Origin of the sequence: Streptomyces sp. NPDC058470 (assembly GCF_042721055.1) — a bacterium.
Classification (GTDB): domain Bacteria; phylum Actinomycetota; class Actinomycetes; order Streptomycetales; family Streptomycetaceae; genus Streptomyces.
In genome coordinates, this window is the sequence record NZ_JBHXMF010000040.1 from 71,209 (window position 1) to 86,404 (window position 15,196).

Here is a 15,196-nt window from a genome sequence, read left to right on the forward strand (position 1 = left end):
CGCCTACTTCCGCATGACAGCGGGTTCGTGCCGCCGCAGCAGGCGGATCACCACGTACCCGAAGACGACCGAGAGGACGACCAGCATCCCCATGTTGAGAAGCCAGACGCCGGTCTCGTGCCGGAACAGCGGGTCGCCGGTCAGCTTCCCAGGGAGGATCCGGGCCAGCCCGATGGTCCCTGCCATCGCGCCCAGAGCCCAGCGCGAGGGCACCAGCCAGGCGAGCTGTTCGATGCCGGGCACACCGTTCAGTTTCAACAGCGCGCCGCAGAAGACCACTTGGACGATGGCCAGCAGCACGAGCAGCGGCATGGTGACCTCCTCCTTGCGCACCATGGCGGAGACGAGAAGGCCGAGCATCATCGCGGTGAAGGCGAGCAGGGCCACGGCCACCGTGATCTCGACGAGCGGCGGCATGAGGACGCCTTCTCCGCCGGGTGCGTTGAGATCGACGCCGAACAGCCCGACGAGGCTCAGCACGACGGCCTGAAGCACGGTGATGGTGCCCAGAACCACGACCTTGGACATGAGGTACGCCGATCTGGACAGGCCGACGGCGCGCTCGCGTTGGTAGATGACCCGTTCCTTGACCAGTTCGCGCACGGCGTTGGCCGCGCCCGTCAGGACTCCCCCCACGCACAGAATGAGCAGTGCGTTCATCGCCGTCTCCTGTGTCAGGCGGCTTCCGGCCAGTGCGCGGGCCATCGCGCCCATCACGAACGGCAGCGCGATCATGATGATGAGGAAGGTCCGGTCGGCGCTGAGGGCGGCGGCGTAGCGGCGGATCAGGGTGCTGAGCTGGGCACCCCAGCTCTGTGGCTTGGGCGGTGGTCCCACTGGGGCGACCGGGGCGGCCTGCGCCTGATACGGCTGCGAGGTGGAGTTGTCGATGTACTGGCGGTGGAAGGGTGACACCCGGTAGTCGCCCGCCCAGTCCCGGTCGTGGTCCCGCTCGAAGTCCTCGAAGGCCTCCGGCCACTGCTCGTAGCCGAAGAAGGCGAGGGCGTCCTCGGGCGGTCCGTAGTAGGCGACCTTTCCGCCGGGCGCGAGCACGAGGAGGCGGTCGCAGACGTCGAGGCTGAGCACACTGTGGGTGACCACGATGACCGTGCGGCCGTCGTCGGCGAGGCCCCGAAGCATGTGCATGACCGAGCGGTCCATGCCGGGGTCGAGGCCGGACGTCGGTTCGTCGAGGAACAGCAGCGACGGCTTGGTCAGCAGTTCCAGGGCCACGCTGACCCGCTTGCGCTGACCGCCGGAGAGGCTGTGAATGGGCTGGTCGGCGCGCTGCCCAAGGCCCAGCTCACCGATCACCTCGTCGACCCGGGCTTGGCGCTCCGCCTTCGCGGTGTCCTGCGGGAACCGCAGCCGGGCGGCGTACGTGAGGGCTTTGCGCACGGTCAGCTGGGTGTGCAGGATGTCGTCCTGCGGAACGAGGCCGATGCGCTGGCGCAGCTCGGCGTAGTCGCGGTAGAGGTCGCGGCCGTCGTAGAGGACCGTGCCGCGATCGGCGGGGCGCAGACCGGTCAGGGCGTTCAGGAGCGTGGACTTTCCGGCGCCGCTCGGGCCCACGACGGCGAGCAGGCACTTCTCGCCGACGGGAAAGGACACCTGGTCCAGCAGCGTCTTGCGTCCGTGGTCGACGGCGACCGTGAGGTCCTGGACGTCGAGGGAGACCTCGCCCGTGTCGACGTACTCCTGCAGCTGGTCGCCGACGAGACAGAACGCGGAGTGGCCGATGCCGACGATGTCACCGGGCGTGACCGGCGCGCGGCTCACGGGCCGGCCGTTGAGGAAGGTGCCGTTGTGGCTGCCGAGGTCGACGATCTCGTACGACCCGTCCGGCAGCGCGCGGAGCTCGGCGTGCCGTCGCGAGACGACCAGGTCGTCGATGACCAGGTCGTTGTCGCCGCCGCGGCCGATGCGGACGGTGCGGGCGGGCAGCGGCCGTACGGTGGTGGGCCGCCGGAAGGTGCCGGTGGCGGAGGGCAGCGAGACGGCCGACGGGCGTTCCGGAGGCCGGTCGGCGAGTACCGCGCGGGGACCGTCGGAGGGGTTGCCGAAGCGCAGGACGCTGCCCGGTCCGACGCCCCATTCGTGGACGCGCCGGCCGTCGGCGTACGTGCCGTTCGTGCTGTTCTCGTCCTCGACCGTCCAGTGGTCGGCCTCGGGGCGGAGCACGGCGTGGTGCCACGAGACCCGGGCGTCGTCGATGACGACATCGCTCAACGGGTCGCGTCCGACGTGGTAGTCGCGGCTGGGACTCATCACCATGGAACCCGTCTCGGTTTCGAGCACGAGTTCGGGCGCGATGGGCATGACCGGCCGCTCTGCCATGCCTGAATTCTAGCTATTCGTCCATATATTCGCCTGATGGGTGTCTTCACGGGGCGCCATCGAGGGCCCCTCACGGATTGCGGGCCGGGCGGGCAGCTCCAGAGGTCAGGCCGCCGAGCTGCCGAGTACGGCGGCGGTCCGCTGCATGCGCCGGGCGTCCACGGACTCGGCCATCAGCTCGTACTCGGTGGTGTCGTCATTGGTGGCGACGCGGACGAGCCTTCCGGCGGCCAACTCATCGGCGACCAGCTCCTGTTGCGTCGAGTCGCCGCACCAGGCACGCAGGACGCCGGGCACGTCCGGGACGGTCGACCCCACCGGCGCGATGGAGTTCGGCGGGAAGGTCGGATCCTCGGGCTGCGGGTCGAGCCGCTCGGCCATCCACGCGGCACGGTCCCGCATCCACCACAGGGCGAGCGCCAGGGTGGGCGCGCGATAACTTCCCAGCGGCACACCCACCCGCTGACCGCCGCATATTCCGTACGCGGTCACGTAGCACAGGAATTCATCGTGCACGATCGCTCCCCCATCGCGTCGCTCGCTGCCGGAGCTGCCTCACTTTCCCTGCGGCTCGTCTGCTGTGCATGATGGCGCTGTTGTGCATGATGGCGCTGTACGGGCTTGGCTGAATTGCCCTTGGATTCGAGTATCGCCACTCCTGACACTCTGTCACCACGCCATTCCAGCCAGTCTCCTGGCATATTCGTCACCAGATTTGGCCGAAACCCAACGGGCCACCTTTACCCCAGAGGTAATCGACGCTTTCGAGGGCCTCCGGGCATGGTTGCGATATCGGATCCCAGCAGCGCATCACCCCCCGGAATCCGGATCCCGACCTGCACGAACCCCGATGTGATGGAGGCTGATCAACCATGCCCGCAAGCAACGACCGTTACGAGAGTGCCGTAGCCCGCTACTTCGAGGCCTGGAACACCGCGGAGCCGGACGCGCTCGCGAAGACGGTCGCCGCCGCGTGGGCCACGGACGGCGACTACATCGACCCGCTGGCCGAGGTCCGCGGCCACGAGCAGATCGCCGCCGTGATCGCCGCGGTGCACGAGCAGTTCCCCGGCTTCGCCTTCCACCTCACGGGCACGGTCGACGGACACCACGACACCGCGCGCTTCGGCTGGGAACTGGTCCACGAGGCGGACGGTTCGGCGCCCGTGGCCGGATTCGACGTGATCACCCTCGACGGCGAGGACCGTATCCGGAGTGTGCACGGATTCCTGGACCGCGTACCCGTCTAGGTCGTCGGGGCACGGACAACTGTCTCCCCGCGATGAGTTTTCCGGCTCACGGTGGTCTCTTGAGTAGGGCGCCTACGGAAAGGGAGAACCCCATGAGCACCGTGAGCAAAGTGGACGCGCACTTCACCGCTGTGTTGAAGAAGAGTCCCGAAGCCGGCAGTTGGACCTACGTCAAATGGGCGGAGTCCGTCGCGTTCTTCGGGACCCGCGGACTGGTCAAGGTCAGCGGCACGATCGACGGCCATCCTTTCCGCAGTTCCTTCATGGCCCTGGGGGACGGCACCCACATGCTGCCGGTCAACGCCGAGGTGCGCAGAGCGATCGGGAAGGCGGAGGGCGACACGGTCACGGTGCGACTGGAAGAGCGGCTCAACGCCTGAGCCCGGCCGCGGCTCAGGGCGTGACCACGGTCCGTGCCGCGTCCCGGTAACGCTTCGGGGCCATTCCGGTCGTGCGCTTGAAGGCGTTGCTGAACGCGCTCTCGGACGTGTAGCCGACCCGCTGAGCCAGCGCCGACAACGAGGCCTCACCGTCCCGCAGGGCACGCCGGGCCAGACTCATGCGCCAGTCGAGCAGATAGGTCAGGGGCGGTACGCCGGCCACCGCACGGAAGCGCTGGGCGAAGGTGGTCCGTGACATCGCGGCCGCTCGGGCGAGTTCCTCCAACTGCCAGGGGCGGCCGGGCTCGGCGTGCATCAGCCGCAGGGCGGGGGCGATGCGGTCGTCGGCGAGGGCCCGCAGCCGCCCGGGCGGAAGCGCGTCGGCGTCCGCGAGGTAGGCGCGCAGGACCTGGACGAACATCAGCTGGGCGAGCTGGTCGGACGCGAAGTCGGCGCCGGCACGGCCGGCGGTCAGTTCATGGACGAGCTGGTCGAGCAGCCAGCCCAGCACGGGTGCCTCGTCCGCGGCGGCGCGGACATGCAGCAGCGGCGGCAGAGCGTGCAGCAGCAACTCCTCGCCGTTTCGCCCCAGTTCGACATGACCGCCGATGGAGACGACGTCCGTGCCCGCACCGAACCGGACCATGGGGCCGGCCGCGTCGGCGAACAGCGTCGACGCGTCGGCCGGTTCCAGTGCCGGATCGCTGGAGACCACGAAGGGGCGGCTGCCGTCGAAGACGGCCACGTCTCCGGCCTCCAGCAGCACGGCCTCCGGCATGTCGTCGAGGGCCACCCAGAAGCTCCCCTTCACCACAGCGGTGATCTTGAGCCGACCGGGCCGGGGAAAGCGCAGCGCCCAGTCACCGCCGGCCGTGAAGCCACCGGAGATGACGCATCGGGCGTCGGTGAGAGCGAGGGTGTCGGAGAGGGGATCAGCAGGCATCTCCGTACTATCGCGCAAGTAATGCGGACTCTCAAGCATTCAGCGTACGGATCTCCGGTCATACGGTGGCAGGACAGCCCACTGAAGGAGATCCGAGCCATGACCACCGTCCAAGAGCCCCTCCACTCCGGGTTCGACGCCGCGTCCACCGCCGAGGACGTCATCAAGGGCATCGACCTGACCGGCAAGGTCGCCGTCGTCACCGGCGGCTATTCCGGCATCGGCCTGGAGACCACGCGCGTGCTGCGTTCCGCGGGCGCCGAGGTCGTCGTACCGGCGCGCGACACCGACAGGGCGCGGGCCGCGCTGAAGGAGGTCGACGGCGTCGAGGTCGAGACGATGGATCTGCTCGACCCCGCCTCCATCGACGCCTTCGCGGAGTGTTTCCTCGCCTCCGGTCGGCCGCTGCACATCCTCGTGAACAGCGCGGGCATCATGGCGACTCCACTGATGCGCGACGCACGGGGCTACGAGGCGCAGTTCGCCACGAACCACCTCGGCCACTTCCAGCTGGTCGCCCGGCTGCGGCCCGCACTGCGCCGGGCGGGCGGGGCGCGGGTCGTCTCGGTGTCGTCCTGGGGGCACCGCTTCTCACCGGTCGTGTTCGACGACCCGCATTTCGAGCGCCGTGAGTACGACCGCTGGGCGGCCTACGGCCAGTCCAAGACGGCCAACATCCTGTTCGCGGTCGGGCTGGACGCCCGCGCAAAGGCTGACGGAGTGCGGGCCTTCTCCCTGCACCCGGGAAGCATCGTCGCGACCGGCCTGAAGAAGTACCTCGCGGAGGAGGACCTGAAGGCCGTCGGCGTACTCGACGACGACGGGCAGCCGGTGCTGGACCCCGAGCGGCAGCTCAAAACGGTCGAGCAGGGAGCGGCCACCAGCGTGTGGTGCGCCACCAGCCCCCTGCTCGACTCCCTGGGCGGCCTCTACTGCGAGAACAGCGACGTCGCTCCCCCGATGTCGCTGGAGGAGGGCCACGACTGGACCCTCATGAACAGGTCCTGGAAGGCCGGCGTACTGCCCTACGCCGTCGACCCCGAGGCGGCCGACCGGCTCTGGGAGCTCAGCGAGCGCCTCATCGGCCGGCCGGCTTGATGATCGCGTCGATCCGGGCCAGCTCCTGAGGGTCGAAGTCCAGGGCGCGGGTGGCCGTCACGCTGTCCTCCAGCTGCTGGGTGCTGCTCGCGCCGATGAGCGCGGAGGTCACCCGGCCACCGCGCAGCACCCAGGCCAGCGCCAGCTGGGCCAGGGACTGGCCACGGGACTTGGCGATCTCGTCGAGGGCGCGCAGCTGTCGTACGAGATCCTCGGTGACCGTGTCCGCACTCAGGAAGGGGCTGTCACTGGCGGCGCGCGAGCCCTCCGGGATGCCGTCGAGGTAACGGCTGGTCAGCAGGCCCTGCTCCAGCGGCGAGTAGGCGATGGAGCCGACCTTCAGCTCGTCCAAGGCGTCCAGGAGCCCCTCCGCCTCGGGTCGGCGGTCGAGCATCGAGTAGCGCGGCTGGTGGATCAGCAGCGGGGTGCCCAGTTCACCGAGAACGCGGGCGGCCTCGCGGGTCTGCTCCGGCGAGTAGTTGGAGACGCCGACGTACAGCGCCTTGCCCTGCTGGACCGCCGAGTGCAGGGCGCCCATCGTCTCCTCGAGGGGAGTCTCCGGGTCCGGGCGGTGCGAGTAGAAGATGTCCACGTAATCGAGACCCATGCGGCCAAGGCTCTGGTCCAGCGAGGACAGCAGGTACTTGCGTGAACCCCATTCGCCGTACGGGCCCGGCCACATCAGGTAGCCCGCCTTGGTGGAGATGACCAGCTCGTCGCGGTAGGGCGTGAAGTCCGCCTTCAGGGCGTCGCCGAGGGCGGACTCGGCGGCGCCGGGCGGCGGGCCGTAGTTGTTCGCCAGGTCGAAGTGGGTGACGCCGAGATCGAAGGCGCGGCGCAGGATCGCGCGCTGGGTCTCCACGGGCCGGTCGGGGCCGAAGTTGTGCCACAGGCCGAGCGACAGCGCGGGAAGTTTCAGGCCGCTGCGTCCGGTGCGCCGGTAGGGCATGTCCGCGTAACGGTCGGTGTGTGCGGTGTACAACGCGTACTCCTGAGATGCCGGGAAAATCAGGTCTCCACTCTCGCGCGTGCCCGGGGCAGCGGTCCAACGGGAGAATCGGATGACATTCAGCGCCCGCGCTTCTCAATCGGTGGGGGCGGTTTCCGCGCGGCGACTACCCTGGTCCCTCATGGAACTGCGCCATCTCCAGCATTTCGTCGCCGTCGCCGAGGACCAGCACTTCACCCGGGCGGCCGAGCGGCTCATGGTGTCGCAGTCGGGCCTGTCGTCCTCGATCCGTGCCCTGGAACGGGAGCTGCAGGCTCCGCTGTTCGTCCGTACCACTCGCCGGGTCACGCTCACGGAGGCCGGCCGGGCCCTGCTCGGCGAGGCGGAGCGGATCCTCGCCCAGGTCCGCTCGGCCCACGACGCCGTGGCCGCGGTGCAGGGTGTGCTGCGCGGCACGCTCGCCCTCGGCACCGAGCAGTGCATCGCCGGAGTGCATGTGGCCACGCTGCTTGCCGCGTTCCGGCGGCGCCACCCCGACGTGGAGATCCGACTGCGGCAGGCGGGTTCCTGGGCGCTGGCCGAGGAGGTCGCCGCCGGGCGGCTCGACCTGGCCTTCGCCGTGCGGACGCAGGCGGACACCGACCAGTTGCGTTCGGTGCCGCTGACCAGCGAGCCGATGACCGTGCTCTGCCATCCGGAGCACCGCCTCGCGACCGCCGCGGTGCTCACGCCCGAGGAACTGGGCGGCGAGGACTTCGTCGACTTCCACCCCGACTGGGGTCCGCGCCGCACCACGGACGCGGCCTTCGTCGCCGCGGGCGTGCAGCGGACCGTGACACTTGAGGTCAACGACGTACACAGCCTGCTGGAGCTCGTCCACGAGGGCCTCGGAATCGCTGTGGTGCCACGGCACTTCGGCTTCAAGCGCGAGGCCGGCGATCTCACCGCCCTCCCCTTCAAGGGCGTCTCCGAGGCGTCGTACGAGACGGTCGCCATGCTGCCGCCTACGGACGCCACCAGTCCGGCGGCACGGGCGCTGATGGTCCTGCTCGACTCCGCGGAGCAGCGCGCCTGACGCCCCTGGGGAGTGGCGCGCGCGGGGGACCGCGATGCGCGATGGTGGACGCATGCACGCAAAGGACATTCTCATCGACGCGTACAGCCGCATCCAGGAAGAGGTCCATGCCGTGGTCGACGGGCTGCCCCCGGACCGCCTCAACACCCCTCCTGCCGTCGGCGCCAACTCGGTCTCCTGGCTGATCTGGCATCTCACCCGCGTCCAGGACGACCATGTCGCCGACGCGGCCGACTTCGAACAGGTCTGGCTGGCACAGGGGTGGGCCGACCGCTTCGCGCTGGGTCTCCCCCATCGGGACACCGGGTACGGGCACGCGGCCAAGCAGGTCGCCCAGGTCCGGGTGGAGTCGGGCGACCTGCTGCTGGGTTACTACGACGCCGTGCACGAACAGACGCTGGGGTTCGTCCGCGGACTGGGAGCCAAGGACCTGGAGCGCGTCGTGGACGCGCACTGGGACCCGCCGGTCACCCTTGGCGTGCGCCTGGTGAGCGTTCTTTCCGACGATCTGCAGCATGTCGGCCAGGCAGCGTACGTACGGGGGTTGCTCTAGGTCTTGTCGTCACATTCCCGTCGTCGCCCGGAGGGCGGCCTCGCGGCGTCAGGTGCGTGCTCTCGGTGTGCCGGGCGTGGACCCTCGTACGGGACGTACTTGGGTCTGCGCCCGGCGCGGCGAGAGGGCGTGCATGGCGTCGCGAGGCAGACGGGAATGTGACGACAGGGCCTAGAGCACGGCCTCGTAGCCGGGCAGCACCACGTCGCGGATGAGGGCGTTGCGCTCGTCGAAGGGGAGGAACGCGCTCTTGACCGTGTTCACGGTGACCGTGCGCAAATCCTCGACGGTCCAGGCCGCCTCCTCGACAAGAAGTGACATCTCGCGGGTCATCGTGGTGCCCGACACCAGACGGTTGTCGGTGTTGAGGGTGACCCGGAAACCGAGGTCGCGCAGGGCGGTGATGGGGTGCTCGGCGATGGAGGTCGCGGCGCCTGTCTGAAGGTTGGACGTCGGGCACATCTCCAGAGCGATACGACGGTCGCGGACCCAGCCCGCGAGCCGGCCGAGCTTGCCGTCGACGATGTCCTCGGTGATGCGGACGCCGTGGCCGATGCGCTGGGCGCCGCAGACCTGGAGGGCCTGGTGGATGCTGGGCAGACCGTGCGCCTCACCGGCGTGGATGGTGAACGGCACGTTCTCGCGGCGCAGGTGCTCGAAGGCGGCCAGGTGGTCTGCGGGCGGGAAGCCGTCCTCGGCGCCCGCGATGTCGAAGCCGACGACGCCACCGTCCCGGAAGGCCACCGCGAGGTCCGCGATCTCCCGGGTGCGGTCGAACATCCGCATCCCGCACAGCAGCGTGCCGACGCGCACCGGGGTGCCCGCGGCGGCCGCCTTGGCCATGCCCGCCGCCAGGCCCTCCTGCACGGTCTCGACGACCTCGGGCAGGTTGAGCCCACCGTCCAGCATCAGCTCGGGTGCGTACCGCACCTCGCCGTAGACGACGCCGTCGGCGGCCAGGTCGAGGACGTACTCCTCGGCGGTGCGCAGCAGGCCCTCGCGGCTCTGCATCACGGCGAGGGTGTGCTCGAAGGTGGCTATGTAGCGCACCAGGTCCCCGGAGTTGGCGGCCTCGTAGTACCAGGCTGCCAGGGCCTCGGGATCGGTGGTGGGCAGGGTGTGGCCGACCGACTCGGCGAGCTCCACGAGGGTGTCGGGGCGCAGGCCGCCGTCGAGGTGATCGTGCAGGACGGCCTTGGGGAGTCGGCGGATGGTGTCGATGTCGATGCGGGGCGCGGTCATGCGTGTGTTTCCTCGGCAGCTTGGTTCGGTGGTTTATGCGGTGGGGGCGGGCTGGAGCAGGTCCCAGCGGTTTCCGTACAGGTCCTGGAAGACGACGACCGAGCCGTACGGTTCGTGGCGCGGTTCCTCCAGGAAGGTCACACCGGCGGCGCGCATCCGCGTGTAGTCGCGGGCGAAGTCGTCGGTGTGCAGGAAGAAGCCCACGCGCCCGCCGGTCTGGTCACCGACCCGCACGCGCTGCGCCTCGTCCTTGGCGCGGCCCAGCACAAGACCGGTGCCCTGGCCTTTCTGCCGTTCCATGCCCGGTTCGACCACGACCCAGCGGGAGCCGTCGGGGCGCGGTGTGTCCTCGACCAGCCGGAATCCGAGGGCTTCGGTGTAGAAGCGGATCGCCTCGTCGTAGTCGTCGACGACGAGGGTGACCAGGGCGACGTGTCTCATCGGGACCTCTCCGGAGGATCGTGGGTTATACGTAACACGTAGGGTACGGCATCCCGGATCGGGGGATCGGGGGACCGTCGCTCCTCGCGGGACTCACGGCATGGGAACGATCCCGACTCGGCGATCGTCTACAGTTGTGCCGACCGTCTACAGGATTGTAGTCAGCTCGGAAGTGGTCGTCCGCCGCGCCCGCGCGCCGTTACGGAAGGGGTCCACGCCGATGCCCGCAGCGCCGCGTGCCGCGCCGCCGCTCAAGGACGCCAGGGACCTCGCCGGTTCGATGGCGGTGGGGAGCCTGGTCGCTTTCGTGTTGCTGGCCCTGACCGTGTCCGGCCGGGGCGGCGCCGCCCTGTTCGGCGACGAGGACCTCACCTCGTGGTCCGTGGGACACCGTCCGGCCGTCGCGGTCGCCCTGGCGCGCCTGGTGACGAACAGCGGCACGGGGATCATCCCGTTCGTCCTGGTCGGCGTGGCCGGGATCATTCTCGGGCGCACCAGCGGGCAGCGGATCCTCGCTGTCGTGGGCTGTCTCGGCTGCCTCGCCGCCGCGCAGTCCGTGCGTTACGGGGTGATGTCCTGGGTCGCCCGGCCCCGCCCCGCGACAGTCGACTGGGCCGCGCACGCCTCCCGCTGGTCGTTTCCCTCCGGCCACACCACCACGTCCGCGGTCACCGGCGGGCTGCTCATTCTCGCGGTGCTCGCACGGGCCGGGCGCGGCAGAACGTCGCTCACCCTTCTCATCGGCTGCTGGGCCGCACTGGTCGGGCTGTCCCGTGTCTATCTGGGCGTTCACTGGTTCTCGGACGTCCTGGGCGGGTGGCTCTTGAGCCTCTGCTGGCTGAGCCTCACCACGTACGCCGTCGCACGGTTCGCTCCCGGCGCCTACTCCGCGATATCGGCGCCGCCACCCTGCCCGGACACGACGGTGGAAGACGGCAACCATGCAGCCGCCCAGCACCGCGAGGTGCCCGTCGGCCCTTCGCCGCGGCCTTCTCGTACGGGCCGTGAGAGCGGCCTGGGTGACCGGGAGTCGGGTGCCGGGCGAGGCGGGGCGGCAGGAAGCACTACAGGTACGCGTGGCATGGTGGAGATCGATTCGGGGCCGGCCCCGCCGCGCCCTGTGCCGATGCCGCCTCCCCAGGAGTTGAGTGCCATGTCCGAGCTGCCGAAGTCGACCGGAGCCCCGGCCCATCAGAACGTGACGTTCCCCAGCGCCGGGACCACCGCGCACGGCTATCTCGCGCTGCCGCCCTCCGGCCGGGGACCCGGCGTCATCGTCATCCAGGAGTGGTGGGGTCTCACCGATCACATAGCGAATGTCGCCGACCGGCTGGCGGCAGAGGGATTCGTGGCTCTCGCACCGGACCTGTACGGCGGCAATGTCGCGCACGAGAAGGCCGAAGCGCTGCGGATGGCGAAGGAGCTGCCGGTGTCGCGCGGCGTCGAGCTGCTCTCCGGCGCCGTCGACCACCTCCTCGGGCTGCCCGAGGTGACCTCCGACACGGTGGGCTCGGTCGGCTTCTGCATGGGCGGCGGCTTCGTCCTCCACCTGGCCAGTGTGGACCGGCGCGTCACCGCGGCGGTGCCGTTCTACGGCGCGATCGCGGACCCGGAGCACGACTACTCCGGCCTCAAGGCGCAGATCCAGGGTCACTACGGCGAACTCGACGCGAGTATCTCCAAGGAGGGCCTGGAGCAGATGAGCGCGGCGATTCATCAGCAGTCCGGCATCACTCCGGACATGCACCTGTACCCCGCTCGGCACGCCTTCTTCAACGACGGACGTCCCAGCGTGTACGACCCCGAGTCGGCCGCGCTGGCCTGGCAGCGCACGGTGGCCTTCCTGCACGAGCAGTTGGGCTGAGCCTTCGGAGGCCGCCCGCCTCCGGGCAGGGACTCACACCACCTGATGGGCGGCGAGACTTCGCGCACAGTCGGTGATGGTCTCGGCGGCGGGGCGCGGCTGCCACGTCAGCGTCTGCCGTGCCTTGTCGGCGGTGTGCAGATGCCTGCGTCCCAGGTAGGGCGCGACCGCGCGAACCCCGGGATCGAAGCGCGCCAGCAGGCGGACCGCGAAGTCGGGGAGTTTGCGCGTGGGCACCTTTCGCCGCCGCGTCGCCGAGCGCGGCGCGCAGCTCCTGTGCGATGTCGGCCATCCAGCGGAACTCCCCGGCGGCGATGAAACGCTGCCCCGCCGCCTCCGGTGAGGTCATGGCGCGAAGTACGGGTTCTTCACGGGACGAACCGCGCACCGTGGTGCGCACGTCGTATCCCTGTTGCAGCAGTTCGACGATGCACCAGCCGGCGGCAAATCCGGTGCCGCCGGTCACCAGGACGGTCCCGGTCATGACGTCACCGCCGCGAGAGGCAGGTCACCGAGGCCGTTGATCTCCGTGCTGGTGAGGACACGCGGTCCTCGCCCCTTCAGTCGGGTCACCCCCAGCATGGCTCGCCCCCGCGTGTCGGTCACCCGCTCCTGAAGTCCGCCCTCGCTCACGCACCCGGCACCGCCGCGGCGGATCCCTGGGAAACCCACCCCTCAAGACCACCATCACTCACGCACCCGGTACCCCTGGGAAACCCGCCCCCATAGAACGGCCCCGCCCTCACTCTCCTCGCGCGTGGCGTGCGTCGAGGCGGGTCGTTTCTTCGTCGGTGAGCCGGAGCGCGCCCGCGGCCACGTTCTCGGCGAGGTGGTCCGGGTTGCCGGTGCCGGGGATGGCGAGCACGTGTGGGCCCTGCCGCAGGGTCCAGGCGAGCCGGACCTGTGCGGGGCTCGCGCCGTGCGCACGCGCGACGGCGAGGACTTCGTCGTCATCGGCGCCGCTCGCGCCCTGGGCGCCGCCCTTGCCCGCGATCGCGAAGAAGGGCACGAAGGCGATGCCCTGTTCGCCGCAGACCCGCAGGAGGGCGTCGGTCTCGGGGTCCGGGAAGTCGAGACCGTACTTGTTCTGCACGCTCACCACGGGTGCGATGGCCTGTGCCTCGGCGAGGTGCCCGGATCCGACGTCGGAGAGGGCGAGGTGCCGGATCAGGCCGGCGTCGCGCAGCTCGGCCAGCGCCCCGAAGTGCTCGGCGATGGAGTCCTGTCGCATCCGGCGGAGATACACCACGTCGAGATGGTCGCGGCCGAGCTGCCGCAGGTTCTCCTCGACCTGGCCGCGCAGTTGGTCCGCCCTGGCGGCGGTGCCCCACTCCCCCGAGTAGTCACGGTGCGGCCCGACCTTCGTGGCGATGACCAGTCCGTCCGAATACGGGGCGAGCGCGCTGTTGATCAGTTCGTTCGCGGAGCGCAGCGACGAGAAGTAGAAGGCGGCGGTGTCGATGTGGTCGACGCCGAGCTCGATCGCGCGCCGGAGCACGGCGATCGAGCGGGTGCGGTCGCTCGGCGTGCCCAGGTGAAAGGCCGCACTGCCCGTCAGCCGCATCGCGCCGAATCCGATGCGGTTGACGGGCAGATCGCCGAGTTTCCAGGTGCCCGCGGCTGCCGCGGTGATCTTCGCTGAGGTCATCGCGGCAGCTTTGCACACGACCTACGGGTACGTGTGCGCGCCCAGGACACCGCTCACATGGACACGGTCTGGGAGATGACTGCGTCAGCAGTAGAGGTTGGCTCCGGCGGTGGTGCCGAGGATGCCGACGAAGCGGTTGTAGGCGTCAACGCGGCTCTGGACCTGCGCGGGGTTCTTCCCGTCGCATTCCAGCGAACCGTTGATGCTGCGGATGGTCTGGCCGAAGCCCGCGCTGTTGACCATGGCGTTGTGGGGGGTCATGGTGCCGGGACCGGTCTGGGTGTTCCAGTACCAGAGGCCGGTCTTCCAGGCCACGGCGGCGTCGGTCTGCACGAGCGAGGGGTTGTGGAGCAGGTCGATGCCGAGCGCGTCGCCGGCGGCCTTGTAGTTGAAGTTCCAGCTGAGCTGGATCGGCCCACGGCCGTAGTACGCGGACTGACCGGCCGGGCAGCCGTACGACTGGCTGTAGTCGCAATAGTGCGGGTAGTTGGCCGTGTTCTGCTCGACGATGTAGACGAGGCCGCCGGTCTCGTGGTTGACGTTGGCGAGGAAGGCCGCGGCCTCCTGCTTCTTCACCGTGTCGCTGCCGGTTTTGGCGAAGGCCGGGTAGGCGCTCAGCGCGGCGACCAGGCCGCTGTAGGTGTAGAAGGAGTTCCGGCTCGGGAACATCTGGTTGAACTGCGCCTCGGTGACGACGAAGCTGGCGGCGGGGGTCCCGGTGCCGCTGTCACAGGCGTAGGGCTCCCAATACCAGGTGCTGACGGTGGGGTCGTAGCCCGGGTTGTCGTGCTCGGCGATGTAGGCCTTGCCGTCGGTGTAGCGGACGATGTTGCCGGTGACGTACGCCTTGCCGGCCACCCAGCTCGAGTAGCTCGAACAGGCCGCGGCGGAAGCGCTCGTGGCCGGCAGGAGCGCCGGTGCGGCGGTTCCTATGATGACTGCGGCCATGACTGCGGAGATGCGGCGCCTCGACACAGGATCAACTCCTCTTCGGAGCACGGCCGCACCCGACCAAGGGCAAAGCGAAGCAAAGCCTTGTGCGCACGCGCCGGCGGGGCCGGACACGGCGTCGGGAGCGGCCGTGGTGGGGGGTGTGGAGGCACACTCAACCGTATTGGTCTGTACCAGTCAAGGTCTAGACCAGATGGATCCGACAACGTTGACGGGTGAACTCCCGAGCATCCGGCGACAATTGGGGAGTAGGCCCTATATCGTGTCATTCAATGACACTTATGACACTTGAACAGCGCGGTGGGCCCCGGGCGGGCACCCCCCGCCCCGGCCCCCCCCCCCCCCCGCCCCCCCGGCCCCCCCGCCGGGCAGGGCCCCCCGCCGGCGGGGGCCGGGGCCTCCCGCCCGGCCCCCCGGCCCCGCGCCCGCCTTCACTTCGACTCCGCCCGGGAGACTCCGCGATGA

General features: G+C 69.8%; 16 protein-coding genes and 1 pseudogene. 7 read left to right on the plus strand and 10 right to left on the minus strand.

What is annotated here, in order from left to right:
• Positions 1-3: 3 nt before the first annotated feature.
• Both ACFWP7_RS27385 and ACFWP7_RS27390 read right to left on the minus strand, forming a co-directional pair.
• The gene (locus ACFWP7_RS27385; RefSeq protein ID WP_384386144.1) at positions 4-2,337 is read right to left on the minus strand and encodes an FHA domain-containing protein; all 2,334 of its coding nucleotides are present in this window, start codon (positions 2,335-2,337) and stop codon (positions 4-6) included.
• 105 nt (positions 2,338-2,442) lie between these two features.
• Positions 2,443-2,853, minus strand: a complete 411-nt coding sequence (locus tag ACFWP7_RS27390; RefSeq protein WP_384386147.1) for a hypothetical protein — start codon at positions 2,851-2,853, stop codon at positions 2,443-2,445.
• 356 nt (positions 2,854-3,209) lie between these two features.
• Here ACFWP7_RS27390 and ACFWP7_RS27395 point away from each other — a divergent pair, with 356 nt between their 5' ends.
• Positions 3,210-3,587: a nuclear transport factor 2 family protein gene (locus ACFWP7_RS27395; protein WP_384386149.1), complete on the plus strand. Its 378-nt coding sequence runs from the start codon at positions 3,210-3,212 to the stop codon at positions 3,585-3,587.
• A gap of 92 nt (positions 3,588-3,679) precedes the next feature.
• The gene (locus tag ACFWP7_RS27400; RefSeq protein WP_384386152.1) at positions 3,680-3,967 is read left to right on the plus strand and encodes a DUF1905 domain-containing protein; all 288 of its coding nucleotides are present in this window, start codon (positions 3,680-3,682) and stop codon (positions 3,965-3,967) included.
• 13 nt (positions 3,968-3,980) lie between these two features.
• Here the strand turns inward: ACFWP7_RS27400 and ACFWP7_RS27405 are convergent, their stop codons facing one another.
• The gene (locus tag ACFWP7_RS27405; protein WP_384386154.1) at positions 3,981-4,910 is read right to left on the minus strand and encodes an AraC family transcriptional regulator; all 930 of its coding nucleotides are present in this window, start codon (positions 4,908-4,910) and stop codon (positions 3,981-3,983) included.
• Between the two features lie 99 nt (positions 4,911-5,009).
• Between ACFWP7_RS27405 and ACFWP7_RS27410 the strand changes: the two genes are divergently transcribed.
• Positions 5,010-6,008 carry an oxidoreductase gene (locus ACFWP7_RS27410; RefSeq protein ID WP_384386156.1) on the plus strand — a complete coding sequence of 333 codons (999 nt, stop codon included), beginning with the start codon at positions 5,010-5,012 and terminating at the stop codon, positions 6,006-6,008.
• Here the strand turns inward: ACFWP7_RS27410 and mgrA are convergent.
• Positions 5,989-6,990, minus strand: a complete 1,002-nt coding sequence (mgrA, locus tag ACFWP7_RS27415) for an L-glyceraldehyde 3-phosphate reductase (protein ID WP_384386159.1) — start codon at positions 6,988-6,990, stop codon at positions 5,989-5,991. The genes ACFWP7_RS27410 and mgrA overlap by 20 nt on opposite strands.
• Positions 6,991-7,138: 148 nt before the next feature.
• Here mgrA and ACFWP7_RS27420 point away from each other — a divergent pair, with 148 nt between their 5' ends.
• Both ACFWP7_RS27420 and ACFWP7_RS27425 read left to right on the plus strand, forming a co-directional pair.
• Positions 7,139-8,032, plus strand: a complete 894-nt coding sequence (locus ACFWP7_RS27420; RefSeq protein ID WP_384386162.1) for a LysR family transcriptional regulator — start codon at positions 7,139-7,141, stop codon at positions 8,030-8,032.
• 52 nt (positions 8,033-8,084) lie between these two features.
• A complete protein-coding gene (locus ACFWP7_RS27425) occupies positions 8,085-8,585 on the plus strand; it encodes a DinB family protein (protein ID WP_384386164.1) in 501 nt (166 codons plus the stop codon).
• A gap of 171 nt (positions 8,586-8,756) precedes the next feature.
• On the opposite strand, the gene ACFWP7_RS27430 is transcribed toward ACFWP7_RS27425, so the two are convergent.
• Together ACFWP7_RS27430 and ACFWP7_RS27435 are read right to left on the minus strand one after the other, a co-directional pair.
• Positions 8,757-9,827, minus strand: a complete 1,071-nt coding sequence (locus tag ACFWP7_RS27430; protein ID WP_384386167.1) for an adenosine deaminase — start codon at positions 9,825-9,827, stop codon at positions 8,757-8,759.
• 33 nt (positions 9,828-9,860) lie between these two features.
• Positions 9,861-10,268 carry a VOC family protein gene (locus ACFWP7_RS27435; protein WP_384386170.1) on the minus strand — a complete coding sequence of 136 codons (408 nt, stop codon included), beginning with the start codon at positions 10,266-10,268 and terminating at the stop codon, positions 9,861-9,863.
• Between the two features lie 571 nt (positions 10,269-10,839).
• On the opposite strand from ACFWP7_RS27435, the pseudogene ACFWP7_RS27440 reads away from it, so the two are divergent.
• Positions 10,840-11,073, plus strand: a pseudogene (locus ACFWP7_RS27440) (phosphatase PAP2 family protein); the annotation flags it as partial.
• A gap of 348 nt (positions 11,074-11,421) precedes the next feature.
• A complete protein-coding gene (locus tag ACFWP7_RS27445; RefSeq protein ID WP_384386198.1) occupies positions 11,422-12,132 on the plus strand; it encodes a dienelactone hydrolase family protein in 711 nt (236 codons plus the stop codon).
• A gap of 33 nt (positions 12,133-12,165) precedes the next feature.
• Here the strand turns inward: ACFWP7_RS27445 and ACFWP7_RS27450 are convergent, their stop codons facing one another.
• From ACFWP7_RS27450 to ACFWP7_RS27465, 4 genes are all read right to left on the minus strand, one after another.
• Complete coding sequence (locus ACFWP7_RS27450; RefSeq protein WP_384386172.1) at positions 12,166-12,369, minus strand: hypothetical protein; 204 nt, start codon at positions 12,367-12,369, stop codon at positions 12,166-12,168.
• A 243-nt stretch (positions 12,370-12,612) separates the two neighbouring features.
• Complete coding sequence (locus ACFWP7_RS27455) at positions 12,613-12,765, minus strand: hypothetical protein (RefSeq protein ID WP_384386175.1); 153 nt, start codon at positions 12,763-12,765, stop codon at positions 12,613-12,615.
• A gap of 109 nt (positions 12,766-12,874) precedes the next feature.
• Positions 12,875-13,780: an aldo/keto reductase gene (locus tag ACFWP7_RS27460; protein ID WP_384386178.1), complete on the minus strand. Its 906-nt coding sequence runs from the start codon at positions 13,778-13,780 to the stop codon at positions 12,875-12,877.
• An 84-nt stretch (positions 13,781-13,864) separates the two neighbouring features.
• Positions 13,865-14,755 carry a glycoside hydrolase family 19 protein gene (locus ACFWP7_RS27465; RefSeq protein ID WP_384386181.1) on the minus strand — a complete coding sequence of 297 codons (891 nt, stop codon included), beginning with the start codon at positions 14,753-14,755 and terminating at the stop codon, positions 13,865-13,867.
• Positions 14,756-15,196: the final 441 nt, after the last annotated feature.